Annotated in this window: 18 protein-coding genes; 8 read left to right on the forward strand and 10 right to left on the reverse strand. The window is 70.6% G+C overall.

Annotated elements, in window-relative coordinates:
• Entirely contained in the window at positions 1-3,921 is a 3,921-nt protein-coding gene (locus HS104_22280; protein MBE7482691.1) for a protein kinase, read from the forward strand.
• Here the strand turns inward: HS104_22280 and HS104_22285 are convergent.
• Genes HS104_22285 through HS104_22295 form a run of 3 tightly spaced genes read right to left on the reverse strand, consistent with a single transcriptional unit; the run spans position 3,900 to position 8,330 of the window.
• Positions 3,900-4,967: a PEGA domain-containing protein gene (locus HS104_22285; protein MBE7482692.1), complete on the reverse strand. Its 1,068-nt coding sequence runs from the start codon at positions 4,965-4,967 to the stop codon at positions 3,900-3,902. The two genes, HS104_22280 and HS104_22285, sit on opposite strands and share 22 nt — an antisense overlap.
• The gene (locus HS104_22290) at positions 4,964-6,406 is read right to left on the reverse strand and encodes a protein kinase (protein ID MBE7482693.1); all 1,443 of its coding nucleotides are present in this window, start codon (positions 6,404-6,406) and stop codon (positions 4,964-4,966) included. The genes HS104_22285 and HS104_22290 overlap by 4 nt, the downstream gene beginning before the upstream one ends.
• A 10-nt stretch (positions 6,407-6,416) precedes the next feature.
• Positions 6,417-8,330: a hypothetical protein gene (locus HS104_22295; GenBank protein MBE7482694.1), complete on the reverse strand. Its 1,914-nt coding sequence runs from the start codon at positions 8,328-8,330 to the stop codon at positions 6,417-6,419.
• Between the two features lie 158 nt (positions 8,331-8,488).
• On the opposite strand from HS104_22295, the gene HS104_22300 reads away from it, so the two are divergent.
• The 6 genes from HS104_22300 (at position 8,489) to HS104_22325 (ending at position 15,289) form a co-directional block, all read left to right on the forward strand.
• Entirely contained in the window at positions 8,489-9,283 is a 795-nt protein-coding gene (locus HS104_22300; protein ID MBE7482695.1) for an FHA domain-containing protein, read from the forward strand.
• Positions 9,280-10,092, forward strand: a complete 813-nt coding sequence (locus HS104_22305; protein ID MBE7482696.1) for a 50S ribosomal protein L11 methyltransferase — start codon at positions 9,280-9,282, stop codon at positions 10,090-10,092. Before HS104_22300 ends, HS104_22305 begins: the two co-directional genes overlap by 4 nt.
• 39 nt (positions 10,093-10,131) lie before the next feature.
• Positions 10,132-13,155 carry a glycosyltransferase family 39 protein gene (locus HS104_22310; GenBank protein MBE7482697.1) on the forward strand — a complete coding sequence of 1,008 codons (3,024 nt, stop codon included), beginning with the start codon at positions 10,132-10,134 and terminating at the stop codon, positions 13,153-13,155.
• A gap of 38 nt (positions 13,156-13,193) precedes the next feature.
• Complete coding sequence (locus HS104_22315; protein ID MBE7482698.1) at positions 13,194-13,667, forward strand: J domain-containing protein; 474 nt, start codon at positions 13,194-13,196, stop codon at positions 13,665-13,667.
• A gap of 14 nt (positions 13,668-13,681) precedes the next feature.
• The gene (locus HS104_22320) at positions 13,682-14,650 is read left to right on the forward strand and encodes a zinc ribbon domain-containing protein (protein ID MBE7482699.1); all 969 of its coding nucleotides are present in this window, start codon (positions 13,682-13,684) and stop codon (positions 14,648-14,650) included.
• A gap of 69 nt (positions 14,651-14,719) precedes the next feature.
• Positions 14,720-15,289: a GNAT family N-acetyltransferase gene (locus HS104_22325; protein ID MBE7482700.1), complete on the forward strand. Its 570-nt coding sequence runs from the start codon at positions 14,720-14,722 to the stop codon at positions 15,287-15,289.
• Positions 15,290-15,297: 8 nt separating this feature from the next.
• Here HS104_22325 and HS104_22330 read toward each other — a convergent pair whose 3' ends face one another.
• The 5 genes from HS104_22330 to HS104_22350 form a co-directional block, all read right to left on the reverse strand.
• Positions 15,298-15,918, reverse strand: coding sequence for a hypothetical protein (locus tag HS104_22330; GenBank protein MBE7482701.1), 621 nt, complete (start codon positions 15,916-15,918; stop codon positions 15,298-15,300).
• 7 nt (positions 15,919-15,925) lie between these two features.
• Positions 15,926-17,398 carry a sigma-54-dependent Fis family transcriptional regulator gene (locus tag HS104_22335; GenBank protein ID MBE7482702.1) on the reverse strand — a complete coding sequence of 491 codons (1,473 nt, stop codon included), beginning with the start codon at positions 17,396-17,398 and terminating at the stop codon, positions 15,926-15,928.
• A gap of 71 nt (positions 17,399-17,469) precedes the next feature.
• Positions 17,470-18,318: an MBL fold metallo-hydrolase gene (locus tag HS104_22340; GenBank protein MBE7482703.1), complete on the reverse strand. Its 849-nt coding sequence runs from the start codon at positions 18,316-18,318 to the stop codon at positions 17,470-17,472.
• 120 nt (positions 18,319-18,438) lie between these two features.
• Positions 18,439-19,257, reverse strand: coding sequence for a Uma2 family endonuclease (locus tag HS104_22345; GenBank protein ID MBE7482704.1), 819 nt, complete (start codon positions 19,255-19,257; stop codon positions 18,439-18,441).
• A 339-nt stretch (positions 19,258-19,596) separates the two neighbouring features.
• Positions 19,597-20,184: a hypothetical protein gene (locus HS104_22350; GenBank protein ID MBE7482705.1), complete on the reverse strand. Its 588-nt coding sequence runs from the start codon at positions 20,182-20,184 to the stop codon at positions 19,597-19,599.
• Positions 20,185-20,307: 123 nt separating this feature from the next.
• On the opposite strand from HS104_22350, the gene HS104_22355 reads away from it, so the two are divergent.
• On the forward strand, positions 20,308-20,457 hold the full coding sequence (locus tag HS104_22355; protein ID MBE7482706.1) for a hypothetical protein: 150 nt from the start codon (positions 20,308-20,310) through the stop codon (positions 20,455-20,457).
• A gap of 81 nt (positions 20,458-20,538) precedes the next feature.
• On the opposite strand, the gene HS104_22360 is transcribed toward HS104_22355, so the two are convergent.
• Together HS104_22360 and HS104_22365 are read right to left on the reverse strand one after the other, a co-directional pair.
• Positions 20,539-21,354 (reverse strand): hypothetical protein, encoded by an 816-nt coding sequence (locus tag HS104_22360; protein ID MBE7482707.1) that lies wholly within the window; start codon positions 21,352-21,354, stop codon positions 20,539-20,541.
• The gene (locus HS104_22365) at positions 21,351-22,172 is read right to left on the reverse strand and encodes a hypothetical protein (protein MBE7482708.1); all 822 of its coding nucleotides are present in this window, start codon (positions 22,170-22,172) and stop codon (positions 21,351-21,353) included. Before HS104_22365 ends, HS104_22360 begins: the two co-directional genes overlap by 4 nt.
• Positions 22,173-22,227: the final 55 nt, after the last annotated feature.

The raw sequence follows: 22,227 nt of genomic DNA on the forward strand, positions 1-22,227 counted from the left end.
ATGGCCCGGGCCGACCCTCAGCGGACCATCGGCAGGTACGAGCTCGAAGAGAAGATCGGCGAGGGCTCTCTCGCGGAGGTGTGGCGCGCGAAGAGCTTCGGTGTCGAGGGCTTCGAGAAGACCCTCGTGATCAAGCGCTTGCTCCCCGAGCTCGGGCGCGACGCTCGGTTCGTCGAGCGTTTCGTGCGTGAGGCTCAGCTCGCAGTGCGCTTGAGCCACGCGAACGTCGTGCAGGTCTTCGACCTGGGCCGAGTGGAAGAACCCGATCACTCCAGCCTGTATTTGGCCATGGAGCACGTTGCCGGACGCGACCTCGGCAGTGTGGCGCTGCCCTGGCTCTCCGCCGGCACGGGCGCCCCGCTCGGCTTCGCCCTGTTCGTGGCCGCAGAGATCGCCAAGGCGCTGGACCACGCACACCGGCGCCGCGACGAGCGCCTGGAGCTGCTCGGAGTCGTGCACGGCGACCTCGGCCCGAACAACGTGCTCCTGTCCTGGGACGGCGAGGTCAAGGTCTCTGACTTCTGCGTGATGCGCGCGCTCTGGGCGGAGGTGCCCGACCCCCTCGCCGACCCACGCCTCGTGCCCAAGCTCGGCAGCGCGAGCCCGGAGCTGCTCTCGGGAAGACCGCCGACCACGGCCAGCGACGTGTTCGCGCTGGGCGTGCTCCTGTACCAGCTCTTGTCCGCGAGGCATCCCTTCCTGGGCGCCACTCCCCACGAGACCCGGGCCCGACTGCTGAGCGGCTCCTGGAGCAGCCTGAGCGAGCTCCGGCCCGAGCTTCCGGGAGGTGTGATCGCGCTCGTCGAGCGCGCCTTGTCGCTGGACCCGAGCGCGCGGCACGGCTCGAGCGGCGAGCTGTACGAAGAGCTGGTGGCTCAGCGCTACGTGGCAGGGGCGCGCTACGCGGCCGAGGATCTCGCCGAGCTGCTCGAAGCGCGTCGGGCTCAGCCCGCGACTTTGCCGGAGTCGGTCGAGGATCTGCTGGAAACCACGCGCTCCGAGTCGCTACGGCCGCCCGCTCCCAAGGTCAGCATCCCCGTGCCGCCCAGCGTCGAGCCCGAGAGGGAGCCGAGCGTTCTGGGTGCGCTCTCCGAGCTCAAGAACGAGCGCGAGCTGTCCTTTCTAGTGGCGCGCTTGGGTGTCCGCGGCGACAAGGGCGAGGTGCGCGAGCACCTGCGCCAGCTGTTCACCCGCTACGGCGGGCGCCTCTTGGAGGAGGGCGAGCGCGAGGTGGCGGCCGTGTTCGGGCTCGGGGCCGTGGACAGCCTGGACACCGAGCACGCCGTGCGTGCCGGGCTGGTGGCGGTGCGCGCCTACGCGAGCTCCGAGGACCTGACCGTGGCGGTGGATCTCGCCCGCCTAGAGCTGGACGCGAGCGGCGCCCTGGTCGAGGACGAGCGCGCGAAGACGGCGCTCGCCGCCGCGCGCCGCATCGCCTCGGCGGCCGTGCGGCGCGTGGTGGTCTCGACGGCCGCGGCGCGCAACCTGCGCGGCCAGTTCGAGCTCACGCCGGCCATCGCCGGCTCGAAGGGCGCTCGGCTGCCCTACCTGGTCGGCGAGGCGCGGCCGCTGGACAGCACGCTGGTGCGCTTCGTCGGGCGCAAGGCCGAGCTCCGGCGGCTGGGCGAGGCGCTCAAAGTGGCCGGACGCCGCCAGCTCCAGGTGATGGGGCTCACGGGGCCCCACGGCATCGGCAAGACGCGGCTCCTGCACGAGGCGATCGAGCGCATTTCCCGCGGCTCTTTCAACATCGGAAGCCACATCGCGGACTGTCTGCCGCGCGGCCGGGAGGAGCCGTACAGCGCGCTGGTCGCCATGCTGCGCGCGATGTGCGGCGTGCGCGAGGGCGACCCGGCGCAGGTGATCCTGGCGGTGGAGCCGCGGCTGCGCGCGCTGGGCTTGGTGAACGTGGAGGTGACGGCGGTGCTCGGCGCGCTGGGTGTAGTGCGCGGCGAGTCAGCCGGGGGCGGCGCGCTCGGTGCGGCCGTCTCGCGCATGTTCCAGAGCCTGGCCGAAGATCGCCTGCACATCTTCGCTTGGGACAACGCCCACGAGCTGGACGACGAGTCCGGTGCCGCGCTCTCCAGCGTGGCGAGCCGCCTGGCGAACAGCCGCGTGCTGCTGCTCTTCGCGGGACGCCCGCGGAGCGACGCTCCGTACCAGCTGATCCCGGGGTACACCGAGCTCGGCCTCGACGACCTGGACGAGAACGACGTCCGGCGCCTGGTCGCGCTGCGCGTCGGCGTCGAGAAGGTCCCCGACGAGCTCTTCGCCTTCGTGCTCGAGCGCGCCGGCGGGCACCCGATGTTCGTGGAGGAGCTGGTGCGAGAGGCCCTCGAGTCGGGAGCCATCGTCGTCGAGAATGGGGAGGTGTCCCGCATGGCCCTGGATGGCGTGCTGGCGGTGCCGCGCCCGCTGCGCGCGCTCATCGTCGATCGCGTGCGGCGCTTGCCCGAGCGCGAGCGCGACCTGCTGGTGGCGTCGGCCATCCTGGGCGCCCCGGTGGATCTGTCGGTGCTCGGCGCGATGCTCGACCTGCCGCTCGGCACGGTGAGCACGCTCTCCGACTCCTTGATCGAGAAGCAGCTCTTGATCCGCGAGGATCCGGTCTCGCTGGGCTTCGCGACCACGCTCCTGCCGGAGGTGCTGCTTGGCGAGCTCGACCCCGACGCTAGGGCCGAGCTGCACCTCGCCGCGGCAAACGCCTACCCCATGGTGCTGGCGGAGCGAACCGAGCAAGAGGCGTCACGCATCGCGCGGCACTTCGCCGAGGCAGGCGAGCGCACGCGCGCGTCGGGCTTCTACGCAACGAGCGCGTATTTCCACCTGAGCGCGCGGCGGCTGGAGCGCGCAGCGGCTGACTTCACCCGCTCCCTCGAGCTGTCCGATTGGCGCACGCAGTCCCCAGCCGAGCTCGCTGAGTGGGTGGCTGCGCTGGGCCAGGCCGTGCGTCACGTGCGCGCCGGCGCGAAGTTGCCGGACCTGGTGCAGCGGCTGTGGCTCCACCTGCAGTCGGACACCTCGTTCGACCCCGCCCTCTGCGTGCGCATCAGCATCGACCTGGCGCTGATCCTCGGCGCGCTCAGCCGCTACAAGGACGCACTCCGGCTATTGGCCAGCGCGGTCACGCAGGCAGAGAAGTGGCCGGAGCTGAGCCAAGCGGCGCTGATGGCCGAGGGGGAGCTCGCCGCCCGACAGGGTGAGTTCAAGGTCGCGCTGGCGGCGCTGGAGCGCGCGAGAGGATTGGCGCTCTCGAGCGCACAGGAAGAGCACCGGCGCCTGCTCTCGACCGCGCAGGCGGCCGGAGCGGCCGGCGAGCACGACACGGCGCTCGAGGCCCTCTCCCGCGCCCAGGCGCTCTTCCCGGATGGCGAGGAGCCGGTGCTCGCGCTGGAGCGCGCGAAGGTGCGCGGCCTCATCCACGGCTTCCGTGGGGACTGGGCACGCTGCGCAGAGGAGAGCGCCCAGGCGGCCGACCAGGCGCGCGCCCTCGGGTTGCCTCACGAGGTCGCGATCCACCTGCACAACCAAGGCGACGGCCTGATGCGCACGGGAGATCTGCCGCGCGCCTACGCCATCCTCACGCGCTCTCTGTCCGTGGCGGAGCGCATCGGCGCCGATCGCCTGGTCAACCTCGATCAGATGATGCTCGCCTACCTGGACGCGCTGAACGGCTCGGAGCCGGCCCAGAAGCTCTTGGGGCAGAAGCTCGCGCACGCCGAGGCGCAGAAGTGGACCTGGGACGCCCTCAGCGGCCGCACGCTGCTCGGCAAGCTCCTGGCTCGGCGCGGCGACGTCATCGGAGCGCGCCGGGAGCTCTCGCTGGCGAAGCGGCTGGCCGAGGCCACGTCCAACAAGCTGGTGCTCGACGACTGCGAGCGCGCGCTCGGGGAGCTGGCTCAGAAGCGCAGCGGCACGTAGTTCGGCGGAATGGTGCCGGATGCGCGCTCGGTCCGCGTCTCGCCCTCGGGGCGGAAGAGGAAGTAGGCCGCGATGCCGATGCCCACGGCCAGCGCTGCGCCACCGCTCACGAACATCCAGGTGCCCGAGGAGTCGTCGCGGTCTCTCTCCGGCGGGCCTGCCTTCGGCACGGCCTCCAGCGTGACGCGCTCGCTCCGGAGCTGATCGTCTTCGATCACGATCTCCGTCTGGTGGTCGCGCTTGCCCTTGCCGCTGACGGACAGGGTGTGCGTGCCGCTCGCCAGCTTGCCCTCCCACTGGCCCTTGCCGACGACCTTGCCATCGATGCGGATGGTGTCGCCCACGCCAGCCACGACCCGCAGGCGTCCCTCGCGGAGCTGCGGCTCCAACACGACCTCGAGCGCGAGCTTGGTCCCGCCCTGGAGGTTCTGCGTCTTGGCGAAGGGCCGGAAGCCGGGCTTCGTCACCTTGAAGGTCCGCTCGCCCTGGGTGAGGGTGAGCGGCGCCGCCAGCGGCGACTCGCCGATCTTCTCGCCATCCACGCTGACCTCGGCGCCGGGCTCGTTGACGCTCACCGTCACCTCGCTGACCAGCGCGCGCACCATGTCGACCAGGCTCTTGGCCTCCTGCCGATCCGCGTCGGTCAGCTTGTCGCCGCCTTCCGCCAGGTAGCGCTCCACGAGCGCGAGCACGCGATCATAGCGCCGCTGCTGCTTCTCCGCGGCGGCCATGTTCCAGAGCAAGCGCGGATCCTGCGCGAGCTCGTGGGCCCGTTCGAACTTGAGCTTGGCCCCCGCGTAGTCGCCGTCCGCGTACAGGAGCTTGCCCGACTCGTAGGCCTCTTTGGCTTCGCCGGTCAGCGCCTCCGCGAGCGGGACGACGGCCGGCTCTGCCGCGACCTTCTCGTCCTTCTTGTCCGCCTTCTTCTGGTCCTTCTTCGCCGCGGCGGGCGGCTTCTTCGGCGCGGCGGGCTGGGCGACGGCCTGCGGCGCCACGAGCGCGACGCACAGGAAGGCAGCGGTGAGCGATCGGAGAATGGTCTTCACTTGAGTCCGATGTCCAAGGGGTTCTTCGGTTTGGGCTGGGGCTTCGGCTCGGGCTTGGCCTCGGGCTCCGGCTTGGGCTCCGGTTTCGGCTCCGGCTTCTTCTCGGCGGGCCGAGCTTCGCGCGGCTTCACCGGAGCGGGCGCGCTCGCGCTGGGCACGGGCTCCGCTGCCGGAACCGCCGCGGAGGGCTCGACCACGGGCTCAGGCGCACGGGCGGTCACCGCAGGAGCCTCGACGGGCGTCGCCGCGCGGGTGGGCAAGGTCTCTGGTCCCGGAGCGGGCGGGCGCGTCAGCGCCCAGGCCGCCGCGCCGAGCACGGCGACGCCAGCGGCGCCGGCCGCAACCGCGAACAGCGGCGACTTCTTCTTGGTGTCGGGCTGGTGCGTCTCGGTCCAAGCGGCGTTGGTGCGGGCGCCCTCGACGAAGGGGACCGTCACGTGGGCCGCGCCCGTCGTGACCTCCGCGGGTCGCGGGGCTGCGATGGAAATCGGGATCTCCGGCTCCTCCGCCATGCCTGCGCGTGACAACACCTTGCCGATGCGCTCGATCAACGGGCGCGAGCGCCGCGGCGCGAACTGCCCGAGCGCGCTCGCGAGCTCCGCGACGTTCTGGTAGCGCCTCGCCGGATCGCGCTCCAGACACTTGAGCACCACCTTCTCCAGCTCCTCGCTCACCTCGGGCCGGAGCTCTCGGAGATTGCGCGGCGAGTCGGCCAGGATGGCAGCACACAGCTCGGGCAACGACGTCCCGGTGAAGGGTGTGGTCTTCGCCAGGAGCTCGAACAGGATGACGCCCAAGGACCAGATGTCGGTGCGGTGGTCCACGGTCTTCGCGGAGCGCATCTGCTCGGGGGACATGTAGAGCGGTGAGCCCATTGCGGTCGCCGTCTTGGTCAAGGACAGGCTCGCGGGGTCCGGCTGGGTCATCTTGGAGATGCCGAAGTCCAGAACCTTGACCAGGCCCATGCCGTCCGCGCGCTCGGTCAGGAACAGGTTCGCGGGCTTGAGGTCGCGGTGCACGATGCCGGCAGCGTGCGCCTCCGCCATGGCGTCGCAGGCCTGGATCACGTAGTCGATCGCGTCCTCGATGCCGAGCTCGGCGGCGTGCTTCTCCTCGGACAGGTCGTGTCCGGCGAGGTACTCCATCACCATGTAAGGGGAGCCGTTGTCCATCCGACCGACGTCGATGATGCGGGCGACGTGTTCGCTCTTGATCTTCACCGCCGCGCGCGCCTCGCGCACGAAGCGTTGAGCCACCTCTTCGTTTTCGACCGCGTCGGGGTGGAGGAACTTCACCGCAACGCGCTCGCCGAGCTCCAAGTGCGTGGCGGCGACCACGACGCCCATCCCACCCTCGCCGAGCACGCGCTCCACCGAGTACTTTCCGGCCAGCACGGTGCCGGGCGTCAGCGTCAGTCGCTCGAGCTGGTCTTCGCCCATCGTCAGCTCCTCAACACCCCAGGCCCGGGACCGGGCCGCCGTCGGCGGAGACGCCGAAGGTGCAGTAACCGTCCATGCCCCACTTCTGGGCCAGGTCGAAGTCGGGGTTCGGCGTGCAGACCATGTTCGGGTCGTCGCAGAACACCTGGCAGTCGCAGAGCTGGACGCAGGTGCCGAGATCGCCGAGGTCCGCCGCGTTCGGCACGAAGCCCTTCATGCAGGCGGCCTGGGCCGGCCCGGTGCCGCTCCAGCCGCAGGAGGCGTCCGGGTTGACCACGCAGCCGCCGCTGCACACGAAGGTGCCGGGCAATCCGCCCTGCGAAGGATCGGGCACCGGGGTACACATGCCCGCGCAGCTCGGCGGCAGGCTGCCGTCCGCGGATGCGTCGAGGCCACCGGCGTCCGGCGGGCCGAACGTACAGCTGGTGCCGTACGGCGCGCCTTGCGAAGCGACCTTGGTGCACAGGCCCGTGGCCAAATTGCACTGCGGGTTGGAGCTCGTTCCGGTGTCGCAGTGCTGCGTGCCGGCGCAGGTGGGGAGGCAGGCGGGGGCGGGACCGCCGGCGGAGAAGAGCACGGTGCACCCCATGTCGGGGCGGCCGTGGCACTTGTTGGGGTCGAAGCCACCGTCCAAGCTCACCGGTCCCGGAGCGCAGCCTTTCAGGCAGTACTCGGCGCCCGGCCCGAACGGGTGGCAGATGGCGCCGGGGTCGATCAGGCTGCAGTAGTTGGGCGGGAAGCCGCCGCAGGGCAGCGTACACATTCCACCGGGCGGACCCTCGCCGCCGAGCGCCGTCGAGCTGACGTCGATGCACTCGAGCTGGCCGCACATGGTCTTGTTCTGGCACTTCGCGCCCAGGTTCGGGTCCGACGGCGGCGGCTCGAAGGTCGCGTCCGCAGCGTCGGTCGCCGAGTCGAGGGAGGCGTCCGGGCCGCCGTCACCCGGCGGAGCGTCGATGCTCACGTCGCCATCGATCGAGGCGTCGAGCTCCGGGCCACCGGAGTCGAACGTCCCGGAGTTGCTGGTCACGCTCGACCAGGGGCCGCAGGTAGGAAGGGCCGAGGTCTTCGTGGTGCACTTGCTCGAGGTGGCCACCGCCAGCACGGTGGTGCCGAGCTTCTGGCACACGGCGGGCGGTAGCTTCAGGCGATCTCCCTCGATCCGCCAGCCGTCGGTGTCGTCGCGTTCGAGCGGGACCAGGCACGAGCTCGCGCCGCAGATCCCGGCGTTGTCTCCTGGCGGAAGCACCAGCGCGACGTTGTAGTCCGCGTCTTGTCCGGGTCCCGGCGCGGCCAAAGTGCAGCTCGTGTCCGGCGTCTCGGTCTGACTGCCGTCGAAGCACGAGACGGTGTCGAAACACTGGCCCTTGGAGCCTGCGGCCTTGGCGCCACCGAAGATCTGGGTCGGGTCGTAGGGCGCGAGGGTGGCGGAGTCGATGGCCTTGTCGGCGCAGCCGCCCGCGATGCAGGTCTCCTGCTCGCTGCAGCTCTTGTTCTGGAACTTCGGATCGTTCTTGTCGGCAGCGTCCTCGGTCACGCTGTCCCAGCACAGCCACTGGATACCGATGGGCAGCATCACCAGCCGGTCGTCCGGGACGGTGGTGGTGACCTCGCGCATGATGACCGCCTTGCCGCTCACGGTCCGCGCCACGACGCGGATGAGGACCGGCAGCTTCGAATCGCTGGGTGGGAGCAGGGCGAGGGTGCCCGGGAGCGACGTCTTCTCGGGAGAAGGCCCGAGGAAGTACTCGTTTTCGAGCTTGGGGACGCCGTTGGTCAGCACCTCGATGCGCATCGAATCCACGCCCTCGGGGATCGACATGTCGGTCCGGATCGCGAGCATCAGGCCCTTGGCAGGGACGACCTCGTCTTCGCTCGAGCACCCTTGAGCGCCCAGGGCTGGGACACCCAGCCCTAGAGTCACGACCAAACCTGTACGAATCCAGCCCATTCGACGCATGTGGGGACGCATAGGCTAACACGGGAGCGGAAGCCGCGGCGGCGCCGGCTCGAACGCGCCATTTTTGCCTGGTCCAGCGGGCGATCGAGCCCACCGGCTGAGGTATGCTCGTGAGTCTTCGGATGACCCGCGCCCGCGTCCACCTGGACACCCCGACCGGCAAGCGACCGTTCCCGAAGGGCTCATACCTGATCGGGCGCTCCGAGGAGTGCGACGTCGTGCTCGCCAGCGGACGCTGCTCCAGACAGCACGCGCGCCTGGTCGTCACCGACGAGGGCGCGACGCTCGAAGACCTCGGGAGCGCCAACGGCACCTTCGTGAACGGGCATCGGATCAGCGGCCCGCACTCGCTGGCCGACGGCGACTTCGTGGTCGTAGGGGGGGAGCTCGGGCTGGACGTGTCGTTCGAGCTCGAGGAGCCGGACGCCCCGCCTCGAGCGGGCCCGTCCCCGAGCAGCCCCGCCCTGGAAGAGGGCCCGTACCTCCCACCGACCACGAAGGTGTCTGCCGACGCGGTGCTCGAGAGCGTCGCCGATCACCTGATCGCGAAGGGCCAACCGGAGCAGGCCGAGCGCGCGCTCTCTCGCTGGCTGGAGACCGCGCTCGCCGCCGCGGAGAACGGCAAGTGGCGAGAAGACTCGCTGGTGGACATGTCGGTGCGCTGCGCCGCCAAGCTCGCTCAGGCGCTGCCTTCGCGCCGCTGGGTGGACTACGCGCTCGAGCTCTCAGCGACGCTCTCCCTGCCGCTCTCGGCGGAGAACGCCAACCTGCTCAACGACGCCATCACCAGCGCCGGCGTCTCGAGCGCGCCGCTGTCGCGCTACACCAACATGCTGCGCGCGCTCTCGGCCACGACCGACATCGCCCGCGCCCTGGACGAGGCAGAAGCCTGGCAAGCCAGCGCGTTTTCGAGGTGACGTTCGCCGTCACGCGTCGCGACGCCGAACGCGTGGCCCGGCGCCTGTTCGACGCCGGCGCTGGCGCGGTCGAGGAGCGGGACGGTCCCACGCTGGTCGTGTACGTGACCAGCCGAGCCGAGGCTCGGCGTCTGTCCGGCGCCGCCGCGGTGGCTGCGGTGTCGGTGCGCGAGCTCGATCCGAGCTGGCAGCGCGAGTGGATGCGCTACCTCGAGCCGGTGGCGATCACCGATCGATTCGTACTCCAGCCGACCAGCAGCGCGGAGAAGGTCCCGCGCGGCAAGCGCCGCCTGTGGTTCGAGCCGGACCAGGCGTTCGGCGTCGGAAGCCACCCCACGACCCGGCTCGCCGCCAGAGCCACGGAGGAGCTGTGTCGCGCGCGGCACCCCGCGCGAGCGCTCGACGTCGGCACCGGCACCGGCGTGCTCGCGATGGTGGCCGCCAGCTCGGGCGCGAAGCGCGTGCTCGGCATCGACGTCGATCCCACCTCCGTGCGCGCCGCTCGAAAGAACGCCCGGCTCAATCACCTGACCGAACGCTGCTCGTTCTCCACGCGTCCACTGGCCAAGGTGCGCTCGCGCTTCGACCTGGTGCTGGCCAACATCGAGGCCTGGGTGCTCCTCGAGCTCGCCGAGGACCTGGCCAGGGTCACCGCGCCCGCCGGACGCCTGGTGCTGTCCGGGCTCTTGTCGGAACGCGGCGCCGAGGTGCTCGGCCGTTGCTCGGAGCACGCTCTTCGGGAGCTCGCCCGGGCCGAGGAGGACGGCTGGCTCTTGCTCGTGCTCGGACGTCCAGTGGTAGAGACGTAGGCAAACGGGGCCAGAATTGCTACGAGAGCCCGTCCGAGCATGACCGACGACGACGGGAAACCCGAACAGGCGACCGAGCCTGCCCCGGAGGACGCGCAAGAGCCCGCGACGGAGGCGGCGGCCGAACCCGCGACGGAGGCGGCGGCCGAGCCGGCGCCCGCGCCCAAGCCGGTGCCCGAGCCGGGCCCGCCCCCCGGCGAGCCCGACGAGACCGCCGCCCCACCGGGCAACAAGCCGAACTGGGTGCGCGGCGCGATCATCGCGGTCATCGGCGCCGCCGGACCCTTCGCGCTGATGGCGAGCACCAAGCGCTGGTCGTTCAGCGTGCCGGTCGCCGTGATCGGCGGCCTGATCGCGTTCTTCGGCATCGCCGACATGCTCGGGACCTTCGGCGATCCGGAGAAGAAGGTCAGCGTCCGGCCCGACGGCGCGAAGCTGCGCCCGGCGGTGCTCGAGCTGGTCACCAGCGTGGCCGCGTGGTTCGTGTCGCTGCGCCTCGCCGTCGCCGGCGGCCTGCCGCTGCCGATCCTGAGCGCCGCAGTGCTCGTCACCGGCACCTTCCTCTGGATGGTCGCCGCGACCTTCCGCGCCGCGCAGGCCATGGGCGCGGTCACGACCGACGAGACCGGCGCGGAGCGCCCGCTCCTTCGGCGCCACGGCTTCTGGCTCGTGGTGCTGACCACGCTGCTCTACCTGCCGCTGCTGGGCAGCTATTCGCTGTCCGATCCCTGGGAGACGCACTACGGCGAGGTCGCCCGCGAGATGCTCGTGCGCGACGACTGGATCAGCCTGTGGTGGGCGCAGGACGGCTGGTTCTGGTCGAAGCCGATCCTCGATTTCTGGATGCAGGGCGTCTTCTTCTCCGCCCTCGGGGTCCGCTACATGCCCGACCAAATGTTGGCGGGCGTGGCTCAGGGCCGCCTCCCGCAGCCCGAGTGGGCGGCGCGCATCGGCGTGTTCCTCCTGACCGTGCTGGCGGTCTACTTCCTGTACAAAGGCGTGGCCAAGGCCTGCGGGCGCCGCGCGGGCTTCATCGGCGGGGTGATCCTGACCAGCATGCCGTACTGGTTCCTGATCGCGCACCAGTCGATGACGGACATGCTGTACGTCGCGCCGCTGACCGCCGCGATGGGCCTCGCGCTGCTGGCGTTCCACACCGATCCCGAGGAAGAAGCGCGGGTCTACGAGCTCGCGCTCGGCTCGCGCAAGCTGCGGTTTTCGCTCTGGCACCTGGTGTTCGGCGCGGTCGTGCTCCTGGTCTTGCCGCAGGTGCTCTACCTCCTGACGCGCAACCTCACGCTGCACTTGGAGGGCTCGCGAGGCTTCCGCTGGCACCTCGATCAGTTCTTCTCCGGCTCGGGCGGCGGGAACTGTGGGCTGCCGGGCAACGAGCCCTGCAAGAACCAGCTGCCCGTCAACAAGGCGTTCCAGCCCTGGCACGGCGCGCTGCTCTGGTCGGCGGTCGCCGCCGTCGTGCTCTGGCTGAACCGCGGGGAGCGGCGGCTCTCGCGCCTGTACTTCTTGGCTGCTTGGGTGTTCGTGGCACTGGCCGCGATGGGCAAGGGCGCGCCGGGCTTGGTGCTCCCGATCTTCATCATCGGCGCCTACGTCGCCGCGACTCGGCGCTGGCGCGATCTGACCCGGGTCGAGGCGCTCAGCCTGGTGCTCTTGGTCGCGTGCATCGCGCTCCCTTGGTACGTGCAGATGTACATGCGGCACGGCCAGCCGTTCACCGATCGGCTGCTGTTCCACGACATGTACAAGCGCGCGTTCGTGCACGTCCACGACACCAACATCGGCGACGACACCAGCTTCCGCTACTACATCTGGCAGCTCGGCTACGGGCTCTTCCCGTGGACGGGCCTGGCGGTGGCGGGCCTGGGCTGGTGGCTGCGCCGCCCGAACGACCGCGAGGACCCCCGCGGCGACGCCGGCGCCTTCCTGGCGCTGTGGTTCATCAGCGCGTTCGGCATGTTCACCATCACGCTGACCAAGTTCCACCACTACGTGTTTCCGGTGGTTCCCCCCACGGCGATGCTGGTGGGCCTGCTGGTCGATCGGGCGCTCGCCGGGGCCGAGCTGCCCCGCGGGCGCGCGCTCGCGACCTACCTGGCAGGGATCACCGCCAGCGTGACGCTCGCCGTGTACGGCGCGATGCGCTTCTTCCCGGGAGCCATCTCGGGACGCCTGGCCGGGGACAAGCCGCCGGCACCGGTGAAGTGGCTGGGGTGGCTCTGCCTCGCGCTCTCGCTGGGCATTGCGTATTGGGTGATTCGGCGCGTCCGGGCCGAGAAGGTTGTGACAGCTGCCAGCGGCGGCGAGCACGCCCCGGGCGAGGTCTTCGCGCTCTCCGCGGGCGCGGAGCCCGCTGCCGGCAGCGCCGCCACCGCGACCGCCGGCGCCATCGACGCGAAGAGCTACGACGGGATCGTGATCGCCGCCATGGCCGTGGCGTCGGCCTTCGTGCTGGTGATCGCCGGGCGCGACATGTTCTACACGCTCCCGGGGGACATCGAGGGCCAGGCGCGGCTCATGCACCTGTTCACCTACAACTACCGCCGCCCGTGGCCGACCTCCCTCGACTTCAAGGCCATCCTCGCCGCGTTCACCTTCGTGCCGGCGGTGCTTTGCCTGCTCTTCGCCGTGCCGCGCCTGCGCGCTCACGCCGCGGTCGGTATGGTGACGCTGAGCGTGCTCTGGGCCGCCTGGGGGGTGAACGTCTACCTGTACAAGGCTGCGCCCCACTGGGGTCAGCGAGAGACGATCCTGGCGTACTACAAGGACAGGAAGAGCCCCGACGAGCTCCTGATCTCCTACCAGATGAACTGGAAGGGCGAGAACTTCTACACCGGTAACAAGACGCCGGCTTTCGTCGCCTCCGGGCAGAAGTTCAAGGACTTCATCGAGGAGCAGAAGAAGAAGGGCGTCACCACGCTCTACTTCACTACCGAGCACGGCCGCGCGCAGTCGCTGAAGAGCGAGATCGGCCAGCACGTGAGCTTCGACGGCATCACCGACGAGAGGCTCAACAACAAGTTCTTCATCGCGCGCGTGCGCTTCTGAGCGCCGTGATATGCTCGCCCTTTGGCACGGGGCGGTCGATGCACGACTACTACCAGCTGCTCGGGGTCTCCCCTCTCGCCTCCAAGAAGGAGATCGCCCGGGCCTACCGGCGGCGCGCGGTGTCGCGCCACCGGAGCGAGCTGCTCCAGCTGAAGGACGAGCTCGAGCTGATGCAGGAGGCCTTCGAGACGCTCTCGGATCCCGACAGGCGGCGTGACTACGACCTCCAGCGCGAGCTCGCGCTCTCGCCGGCGGACCGCGAGGAGGAGGCCAGGATCCGCCGCGAGGGGCGGCTGCGGGCGAAGTACGCTCGAGAGATCGGTCGCACTGCGCAGAAGCTCGGGGAGCAGTCGGTGGCCGCTCACGCCGGCATGATGCAGGCCATCGGCGACGAGCACGACCGGCGCGAGGCGCGCGAGACACGACTGCGGCGCATGCGAGACGTCCTACGCATGGCGCTTCTGGTGCTGGTCTTGCTCGCCACAGCCGCCTGGTTCCTGCTGTCGCGCTGACCTATGCTGCCGCGGTGCGCGTCCGCATCACCAAGTGCCACGCCTGCGGAGGCATGAAGCAGCTGCCGTCGCCGACGGCCTACGTGTACTGCGATTTCTGCGGGGCGCTCGCCGACTGGGACTTCGCCTGCGCGTGCAGCGCCGGCAACGCGCTCCCGGGGCCTGCCTACGAGGCGCTGGCGCGCCAGATGGCCCCGGCGATGAACCAGGCAAAGCTGTATCGCGACACCGCTTCGTTGAAGGGCCTCTACACCCAGCTCTTCGCCCGGCACATCGAGCTCTGCCCGTCGTCGTATTCGCCGCGCATCCGGAGCCCCGACTACCGCGCGCGTTACCTCGACTACTACTCGGACATGATGATCGTGCGCGATCTCGACCCGCGCGTCGCCGAGCTCTCTCAGCTCTTGAACCTGCGCATCGCCGAGCTGCGCCATGCCCACTTCCTCGGCTCCGGCGGGATGGCGTTCAGCTTCTTCGGCATGGTCATCGCGTCGCAGCCGATGAGCACGCAGTTCCCTGACGCGCAGTTCTGGGCGGTGTACCAGACCTTTCGCGAGCAGTACCGCGCCCACATGTCGGGCATGTGGCAGGCCGGCGTGATCGCGAAATACCCCGACCCGGCGACGCCGGAGCTGCTCGAGCGCATCGGTGTCTCGGCCTTCGTGCAGGGCTGGCTGTCGTGGATCTCCCCGGCGATGCAGCAGCACCTGATCGACGACGCCAAGCTGCGGGACTCGTACATGGAGATCTCGCCACCGGCGCTGCTGCTCCGGCGCTGCGGGCGCTGCGGCACGCGGGTGGACGCGGTCACCGGCGCCTGGTGCGTGGTCTGCTTCAGCTGCGGCGAGAAGCTGGACGTGAAGCAGGCGGAGATCACCTGCCCGGGCTGCGGGGCGCCGTCGTCCCTGGTCGAAGGGGCCCAGAGCCACGTCTGCCCGTATTGCGGCGTGCGCGCGGAGCGAGTGCGTGGGGCGCTCGGCTGAGCCGGGCCGCGCAAACCTTTCGGGGCCGCGAGTCTCGTCCGCGAGCGCGCCCGGCGGTAAGCTCGGGCGATGCCCGAACGTTTTCCGATGGAGGCTGCCCTTCGCGACGGCTCGCGCGTCCTGCTCCGCCCTCTGCAGCGTGAGGACACGAGCTCGCTCTACGAGTTCTTCCAGCACATCCCCTACGAGTCCCGGCGCTTCGCCTGGGACGACGTCGGCGATCGCGACCTGATCCAGAGCTGGGGCGAGAACATCGACTACGACAAGGTGTTCCCGCTGCTGGCGCTGGACGGGAAACGCATCGCGGCAGAGGCGACGCTGCACCGGCGAAAGGGCGGCCCGCTGCGCTTGGTCGGGCGAGTGAAGTGGATGGTCGATCCAGAGTATCGCGGTCGCGGACTCGGGCGGGTGCTGGTGCAGGAGTTCGTGCGCATCGCCGCCAACCGCGGTCTCAGGCACCTGGTCTGCATGTTGATCGCCGATCTGGAGCGCGACGCAGTGCAGACGCTCGAGGAGCTCGGGTTCACCGGCCACGTGATCCCGGGCTACGGCACGGACCCGGACGGCGGCCAGCACGACATGGTGATGATGGTGCTGAAGGTCCCTGACGCGCCGGTCTCGTCGCGCCGCCCGCAGTAGCGCCGGGCTCAGTCCGTGGTGAGCTGGATCTCGCCGCCGAAGCGCAAGCTCCCGCGATCGTCCGCGCCCAGCTGCCAGTGATATCCGGCGCGGGCGTTGGCCAGGAAGCGCACGCCCTCCAGGTCGAAGCCGAGCTTCAGATCCGCTTCGGGCGCGAAGAACCCGTACCCCGTCGTTTGATCGACGCGATCGACCAGCACCACGTCGAAGCCTCCCCCCAGCGTGCTGAAGAAGGCGTCCGACTGGATGCCCAGGAACAGGATCAAGGGGAGGCTGGCGCCCCAGGCTTCGCCGTTCGCGCGCCAGCCCTCGAGCCCGGTCAACATGCCGCCGATGAAGCCGCGCCGGCGGTGCTGGATGTCGTACGCCCCCGCGTCGATGCGGGCCCAGTAGCCTTGCTCCACACCCTCGACGAAGGCTGCGCCGAAGCCCACGCCTAGCGCGACGCCCTGGTGCCAGCGCCTCCGCTCGGGGCGGGGCCAGCTCGGCGGCGGCGGTGGCGGCTGGCCGTCCGTCGCGATGACCAGGGGGGCGGCCCTCCCGAGCTCGGGCTCGCGGTCGATCACCGGCGGGGTGGCCGCGGCGTTCGACGCCACGAGCAGTCCGAACGCGGTGAGTCGTGAACGCATCTGGCAGCTACTTCTTGAGCGCGCGCCCGACCGTGTTGCGCCCCACCGCCAGGCGCTTGGCGGCTTCGGTCTTGTTGCCCCCGCAGGTGTCCACCGTCGCCTGGATGTAGCGCTGCATCGCAGCGTCCAGCGTGAGGCCCGCCGGAATGCTCACGCCGCCGTCGCGCGCACCAAGGGCCGCCGCCGCGACCTCTGCGCCGCGCCGCGACTGCGGCCAGAGCTCGTCCGCGATGCGCCCGTCCGGCGACAGCACCACCGCGCTCTCCACCCAGTGCTCCAGCTCGCGCACGTTGCCGGCCCAGCGGTGGCCGCGCAGCACGGCCAGCGCGTCGGGCTCCAGCACCGGCACCGGCCGGCCGTAGCGGTCGGCGTACATCTCCGCGAAGTGCCGCGCCAGGATCTCGATCTCGTCGGGGCCGCGCTCGCGCAGCGGCGGCACGTCGATCACCACCACGCGCATGCGGAAGTAGAGATCCTCGCGGAACTTGCCCTCGGCGACCAGCTTCTCCAGATCGCGGTGCGTCGCGCACACCACGCGCACGTCCGCGCGCAACGTCTCGCGGCCACCCACGCGCTCGTAGCTGCGCTCCTGCAAGAAGCGCAGGAGCTTGCCCTGCATCTCCGGGGGCAGCTCGCCGATCTCGTCCAGGAAGAGCGTGCCCTCGTGGGCCATCTCGACCTTGCCGCGCACGCGCCGCTCGGCTCCGGTGAAGGCGCCTCGCTCGTGGCCGAAGAGCTCGCTCTCCACCAGCTGCGCCGGCAGCGTGGTGCAGTCCACGGTCACGAACGGCCCGCCCTGGCGCGGCGAGTTCACGTGGATGGCGCGAGCGAATAGGCCCTTGCCGGTGCCCGTCTCGCCACGCAGGAGCACGGTGGCGTCGGTCTGCGCCGCCAGGCCCACGCGCTGGTAGACCTTCCGCATCGCGGCGCTCCGGCCCACGATGCGGTTGAAGGGGCCGCGGAGCATCAGGCCGGGCCCCGACTCGTCCGGCGCCCGCAGTGTCGTGAGCGAGAGCGCTCGCGCCAGCTGCTGCGCCAGCGCCTCCAGGTAGCGCTCGTCCTCCGCATCGAACGGACCGTCCTGGCGGTTCAACAGCTGGATCACCCCGCGCACCGGCGCGCGGCCGTGCTCGCGGATGGCGGCCACCAGCATGCTCTGGGTGTGGTAGCCAGTCGCGCGATCGGCGCTCGGGTCGAAGCGCGGATCGCTCGCGGCCTCGTCCACGCGCACCGTCTCACCCGTGCGGGCGACGTAGCCGGCCAGCCCCTGCCCCATCGGCTGCCGGAGCTCGGGCACCTCCGGCAGGAGCGCCACTCGGGTGACCAGATCTCCGCGTTCGGCGTCCACCAGCCAGATGCTGGCGCGATCGGCGCGCAGCGACTCGGCCATGCGCTCGCAGGCGGTCGCGAGCAGGGTGTCGAGATCCACCTCGCGGCCGAGCAGCGAAGCCAGGTCGATGAGCAGGGAGAGCCGGGACATGGACAGCGGGGTAGCCGCCAGCATAGCCGAGGCTGGGCGGCTCCCCGCGAAGCCGGTCAGCGGGTGCCCGATCATGCGGCGACCGCTCGGCCCGAGAGCCCGATGACCAGACCCTCACGGGCGGCGATCGAGCCCGCGAACAGCGCCTGCGCCTTCTTCTCGAGCTCCGCCACCCCCGCGTCGGTGCGGCGCGGGTCGTGGTGGAAGAGCACGTATTGCCCGACGTCCGCCGCGTGCGCGAGCTTGGCGCCGTCCTCGTAGGTGGAGTGCCCCCAGCCCACCCGGGACGGGCCGCCCTCGCCGCGGTACTCGGCGGGGGTGTACTGCGAGTCGTAGATCAAGACGTCGGCGCCCAGCGCCAGCGCCCGCAGCGAGGGATCGACGCACGAGTAGTGCTCGGTGTCCGTCGCGTAGACCACGCTCCGGCCGGCGTAGTCGATGCGGTAGGCCAAGGAGCCTCCCGGGTGGTTGCCCTTCGCCACCCGGATGCGCGCGCCGTCGAGCTCGAGCACGTCGCCCGCCATCACCTCGCGCGTCTCCAGCGCACACGGCAGCTCCTCCAGGCGCACCGGAAAGACCGGGCTCGACATCTGGTGCTCGAGCACGTCGATGTTGCTGAGGCGGTCCGTCTGCGGCCCGACCACGGTGAGCTTGGTGGTGGGGATGTAGATGGGGGTGAAGAACGGCAGGCCCTGGATGTGGTCCCAGTGGTGGTGCGACAAGAGCAGGGTGGCCTCCACCGGCCCCTCCTTCATCAGCGCGTCGCCCAGCGGACGGATGCCAGTGCCGGAGTCGAGGATGAAGCGCGAGGCGCCGCACACGATCTCGACGCAGCTCGTGTTCCCTCCGACTCCCGCCGTCTCCGGACCCGGCGCTGCGATGCTCCCGCGAACTCCCCAGAATCGAATGCTGAACGTCATCTCTTGCCTCCTGCCCGCCCCCCTTTGCGAAGGGCGTGCCGAGGAGAAACCCCGGAGAAACGCGGGGAGGTGCGCGGGGCCGCACCGGTTTGGTGCGCCAGCTCGGGGCGGTGCACCCGGCTAGTGCTTGGGCCCGTCGAGACCCACCCGTGCTTCGAGCGCCGCGAGCCGCGCCGCCAGCTCGGCGCGTTCCTGCTCGGCCCGCAACCGCTCCGCGCGTTCGCGTTCCTTCTCCGCGCGTTCGCGTTCCTTCTCCGCGCGTTCGCGTTCCTTCTCCGCGCGTTCGCGTTCCTTCTCCGCGCGTTCGCGCTCGGCGCTCTCCACCGCGGGGAGCCACTCCCGCTCGCCGCGGGCGTCGTCGCTGACGATCAAGTGCCGCTCGCGAGCGGTGAGGAAGGCGTCGAGCCCTTCGCAGTAGACCGGCCCGGGACCGGCGTACACCCGCTCGAACGCGCCCGTCTCGTCGAGCCGCCAGAGCTGAATCGGCACCGGCCCGCCCAGCGAGGCCGGACCTGCCAGGAGCGGATCGAAGACCACCAGCTCCGGCGTGCCGAGGGCCGCGTAGCGCTCGTGGACGTCTCGGTAGTCCTTGTGCGGGTGATTGGCGCTCACGATCTCGAAGCAGACGCTCGGCGCCTGGTGACCGGGCCGCCAAAGGCACAAGCTGCTGGCCTCGTCGATGCCCGGCGGCGGCGGATCGAGCACGCACACGTCGGGGTCGATGCCGACCCGAGGCGTCTCCTCCAGCCAGCGGACCGCCAGGTTGCGCGCGACTGCCACAGGGCGGTCGAGCCCGCGCGCCCACTCGGAGAGCACGGACTTGAGGCGCTCGGCGGCGCGATCGTGGGGGACGGACTCCGGCACTTTGCCCTCGGGGAGCACCCACGCCTCCGACTGAGGTCGGACCGCGTACCGAAGCGCGACGAAGCTCGAGCTCACGCGACGGATCTTAGCCGGTGCGGGGTGCATGCGCGAGGCATTGCACTCGCCATGCCGGCGCGGAGGGCCCGCACTTCTCGGGGAATCCCCCCGGGGGCGGCTGGCGAAACTCGCCTTCGCCGCTGGCGATCGCCAGCTGTCGCGAAGTCAGGAGATGCTCACGTCGGTGCGCTGACCGGGGCCGAGCACCGCGAATGAGCTCCCCGCCAGCGTAGACGTACCCGGCGAGCGCGACGCTGAGCGCTACCCCTACCGCCGTGACTCCGACGTAGATGGCTCGCAACCGGCGCAGGTTGTCGCTGGAGCGGAGACTACATCAATCCAGGTCGACCGTCGGCCTCAGCCCTTGCTCGTCGAGATCTCCGCCAACTCCTGCAACGTGGCGCGCAGTCGGCGCTCGCGGGCGCGAGCGATGCGGGAATACGCGACACGGATGGCTGCCACGCCGCTCAGCGCGAGGAGCGCCCAGACGGCGGGCCAGGTCACGCGGCTCGATCGCAGCAAAGCGGGGATCGCCATCGCGAGGGGAAAGCCCAGAATGTACACCCACGCGAAGCACATGCCGAGCAAGTGCTTGAACCGTTCGCTGACGCGGACGGTCGTGGTCCCCCCTCGCACGACCAGCGAGACGTTGACGTCGCGCTGACTCGAAGAGGTCAAGAGCGACCAGTGACACGAGCGGCCCACCGCTAGAAACTGTCCCTGAGCGTCGAAGCGTCGTTGGAGAGCCTCGACGACCAGGTCGTGCTTCTCGGGCTCGAGCTCGAGTGGCAGCGTGCGCTCGAGCTGCACTCGCAGCGGAGCGCCGAGCAATACTGCCAGGGCTCCGCCGCCGGCTCTGTCCCGGTCGCCGAGGACCTCCTTCAGCTGCAGCTCCAGCTGAGCGATTCGCGCCAAGAGCCCTGCCGTCGGCTCGCGATAGGCCATCTACCCGTGGTACGCGGCGCGGCGCCCATGGATGCCCCGCCGGACCTGCACGGTGGAAAGTACCCGACGAAGGCCCCGGCGATCGCCTCGTTCCGAACGGCGTAACCGGCGCTGGTGTGGTGGATGCCATCGGCGAACGGCGTGCTGTCGGTCGCGGCGATCGCGGCCCAGTCGAAGACCTTCAGGTTGGGCCAGCGGGCCTTGGCGTCCGTGAGCGCCTCGTTCCAGAGCTGCATGTTGGCGTTGGACCAGTACCGCTGGTCCTGGTGGTGAAGGCGTTCACCCACATCACCGGCGCGGCGGCGCTCGGATCGATGTCGCCGCAGGTCGAGCAGGCTCGACGCTACGGGCGGCTCAGAGCTGCCCTTGCAGGAACGCGACGGCCAACAGGTGTACACCGAGCTCGAGCTCTCGCTCGTTGGAAGTGGTCACGCTGCTGGAAGAGCTGGTGCGCGAGAGCCGTAGCGAGCTCCCCGCCCGCGGCTTGAGCAGGCGGTCGTCGAAGCGGGCCTGCGGCAACGCGCTCCGCAGTACACCCACGAGCGTGGTGAAGCTCTCCGTGGCGCTCTTGCCCATGCGCGAGCCGAGGCCGGTGTAGTGCAGGCGCGTCTCGCGCAAGAGCACGTGTCCGCGGCCGGCTCGGTGGAGCACGAACAGGACGCGCTCGGTCTCCCGCGTCGCGCTGCGCGCGGTGACCGTGGTCGTCTTCGAGCGCACGAGCCCGCCGGTCAGCGCGGCGCGTCCGAGGCTCAGCTTCTTCTCGCGAAGCTCCTGCGTGCTCTCCTGGTCGACGACGTGCGTGGCCAGGATCAGCGCCAACACGTCGGCGTGGCTCGTGCGGGTCGTCGCCTGACCCGGAGCGGCGAAGACCAGCGCGTCCGGCTCCAGCCCGAAGGTCTTCGGCTGGAGCATGTCCGACGACGAAGCGACGTGGCCGGCGTCGCAAGCCACCGCGCCGTGCCCTCGCGCGCGGAGCGCAGCCAGGAGCGAGCGCGCGCGCTCGGGGTCCTGGGTCTCGAGGAGCACCACGGGCAGCGGCGCCGAGAGGCCGAGGCGAAGCTCGTAGGCGCCCACGCCGAGCAGCGGCGCGAGAGCGCTCACCTCGAGAGCCAGCGCCTCGGGGCTGGGCGGGCGTGCCCAGCGCGTGAGGGCGACCAAATAGTCGGTCACGGGCAGCGCGTTCCGCCCTCGTAGACCAGCACGCTGGTGAGCGTGATCTGCGCGTCGAGGCTCTGGTAGTAGGGCTTGAGCGCTACGAACCAGCTCAGGTCTTTTCCGGCGAGCGTGCCGCCAGCGTCGTCCGCGCTCACGCACCCGTCGTGGACGAACCCGCCCCAGGGTGGAGACCCGGGGACCGTGATGCCGTCGAAGCCCGGCACGTAGAGGCGCTTGCCGTAGGCTATCTCGTTCTTGTCCACGGCGATCGTCCTGAAAGGCACCAGGGCCTTGTTCTGTACGCCGTACCCCCAGGGATGTTGCGCGTCCGCGACGATGTAACACGGCGAGGTCGGACACGCGCAGGGGCCCGCGTACGAGAGCACGGTGCCGTTCGAGAGCTTGCCCGTGCCGAGCTGCGCGAGCGAGGTCGCGAAGGACGCGCTCACGCTCGTGATCAAGACGCAGCTCGCGTCGTAGAGGTTGGTGCTCTTCGTGCCGCTGAAATCGTCTTCGCTGGTGATGTAGTAGAAGCCCAGGGCGAAATCGCCCACCAACGGGCCCTCCTGGGGCGGGCCGCCGCCGCTGCCGCCGAGCGAGGCGTCACCGCCGGTCGCGCCCACGCCGCCGGCGCCGCCTCCCGCCTGCGCGCCACCGCCCGGCGCCCCACCGCCCGCGACGCCGCCGACGTTGACCCCGCCGCTGCCCGCGCCGCCGCCGAAGCCGCCGCCCGCAGCCCCGCCCAGCGACGGGTCGTCCGTCACGAGCGGAGCCAGCTCGAACGTACAGGCCGATACCAGGACCGCCAGCAGAGGGAAGCGCCAGGCTCTCACGCTGTCCGACGTCACGATAGCATGCCGCGCTCGCGGCGCGCGCCAGCGCCGGCTA

This window comes from Polyangiaceae bacterium, assembly GCA_015075635.1.
GTDB lineage: Bacteria > Myxococcota_A > Polyangia > Polyangiales > Polyangiaceae > JADJKB01.

Bases quoted from the DNA above. Each gene is read 5' to 3' on its own strand.
- HS104_22280 (MBE7482691.1), top strand. From the start codon at position 1: ATGGCCCGGGCCGACCCTCAGCGGACCATCGGCAGGTACGAGCTCGAA.
- HS104_22290 (MBE7482693.1), bottom strand. From the start codon at position 6,406: ATGGGCGAAGACCAGCTCGAGCGACTGACGCTGACGCCCGGCACCGTG.
- HS104_22300 (MBE7482695.1), top strand. From the start codon at position 8,489: ATGACCCGCGCCCGCGTCCACCTGGACACCCCGACCGGCAAGCGACCG.
- HS104_22310 (MBE7482697.1), top strand. From the start codon at position 10,132: ATGACCGACGACGACGGGAAACCCGAACAGGCGACCGAGCCTGCCCCG.
- HS104_22315 (MBE7482698.1), top strand. From the start codon at position 13,194: ATGCACGACTACTACCAGCTGCTCGGGGTCTCCCCTCTCGCCTCCAAG.
- HS104_22325 (MBE7482700.1), top strand. From the start codon at position 14,720: ATGCCCGAACGTTTTCCGATGGAGGCTGCCCTTCGCGACGGCTCGCGC.
- HS104_22330 (MBE7482701.1), bottom strand. From the start codon at position 15,918: ATGCGTTCACGACTCACCGCGTTCGGACTGCTCGTGGCGTCGAACGCC.
- HS104_22335 (MBE7482702.1), bottom strand. From the start codon at position 17,398: ATGTCCCGGCTCTCCCTGCTCATCGACCTGGCTTCGCTGCTCGGCCGC.
- HS104_22340 (MBE7482703.1), bottom strand. From the start codon at position 18,318: ATGACGTTCAGCATTCGATTCTGGGGAGTTCGCGGGAGCATCGCAGCG.
- HS104_22350 (MBE7482705.1), bottom strand. From the start codon at position 20,184: ATGGCCTATCGCGAGCCGACGGCAGGGCTCTTGGCGCGAATCGCTCAG.
- HS104_22355 (MBE7482706.1), top strand. From the start codon at position 20,308: ATGCCATCGGCGAACGGCGTGCTGTCGGTCGCGGCGATCGCGGCCCAG.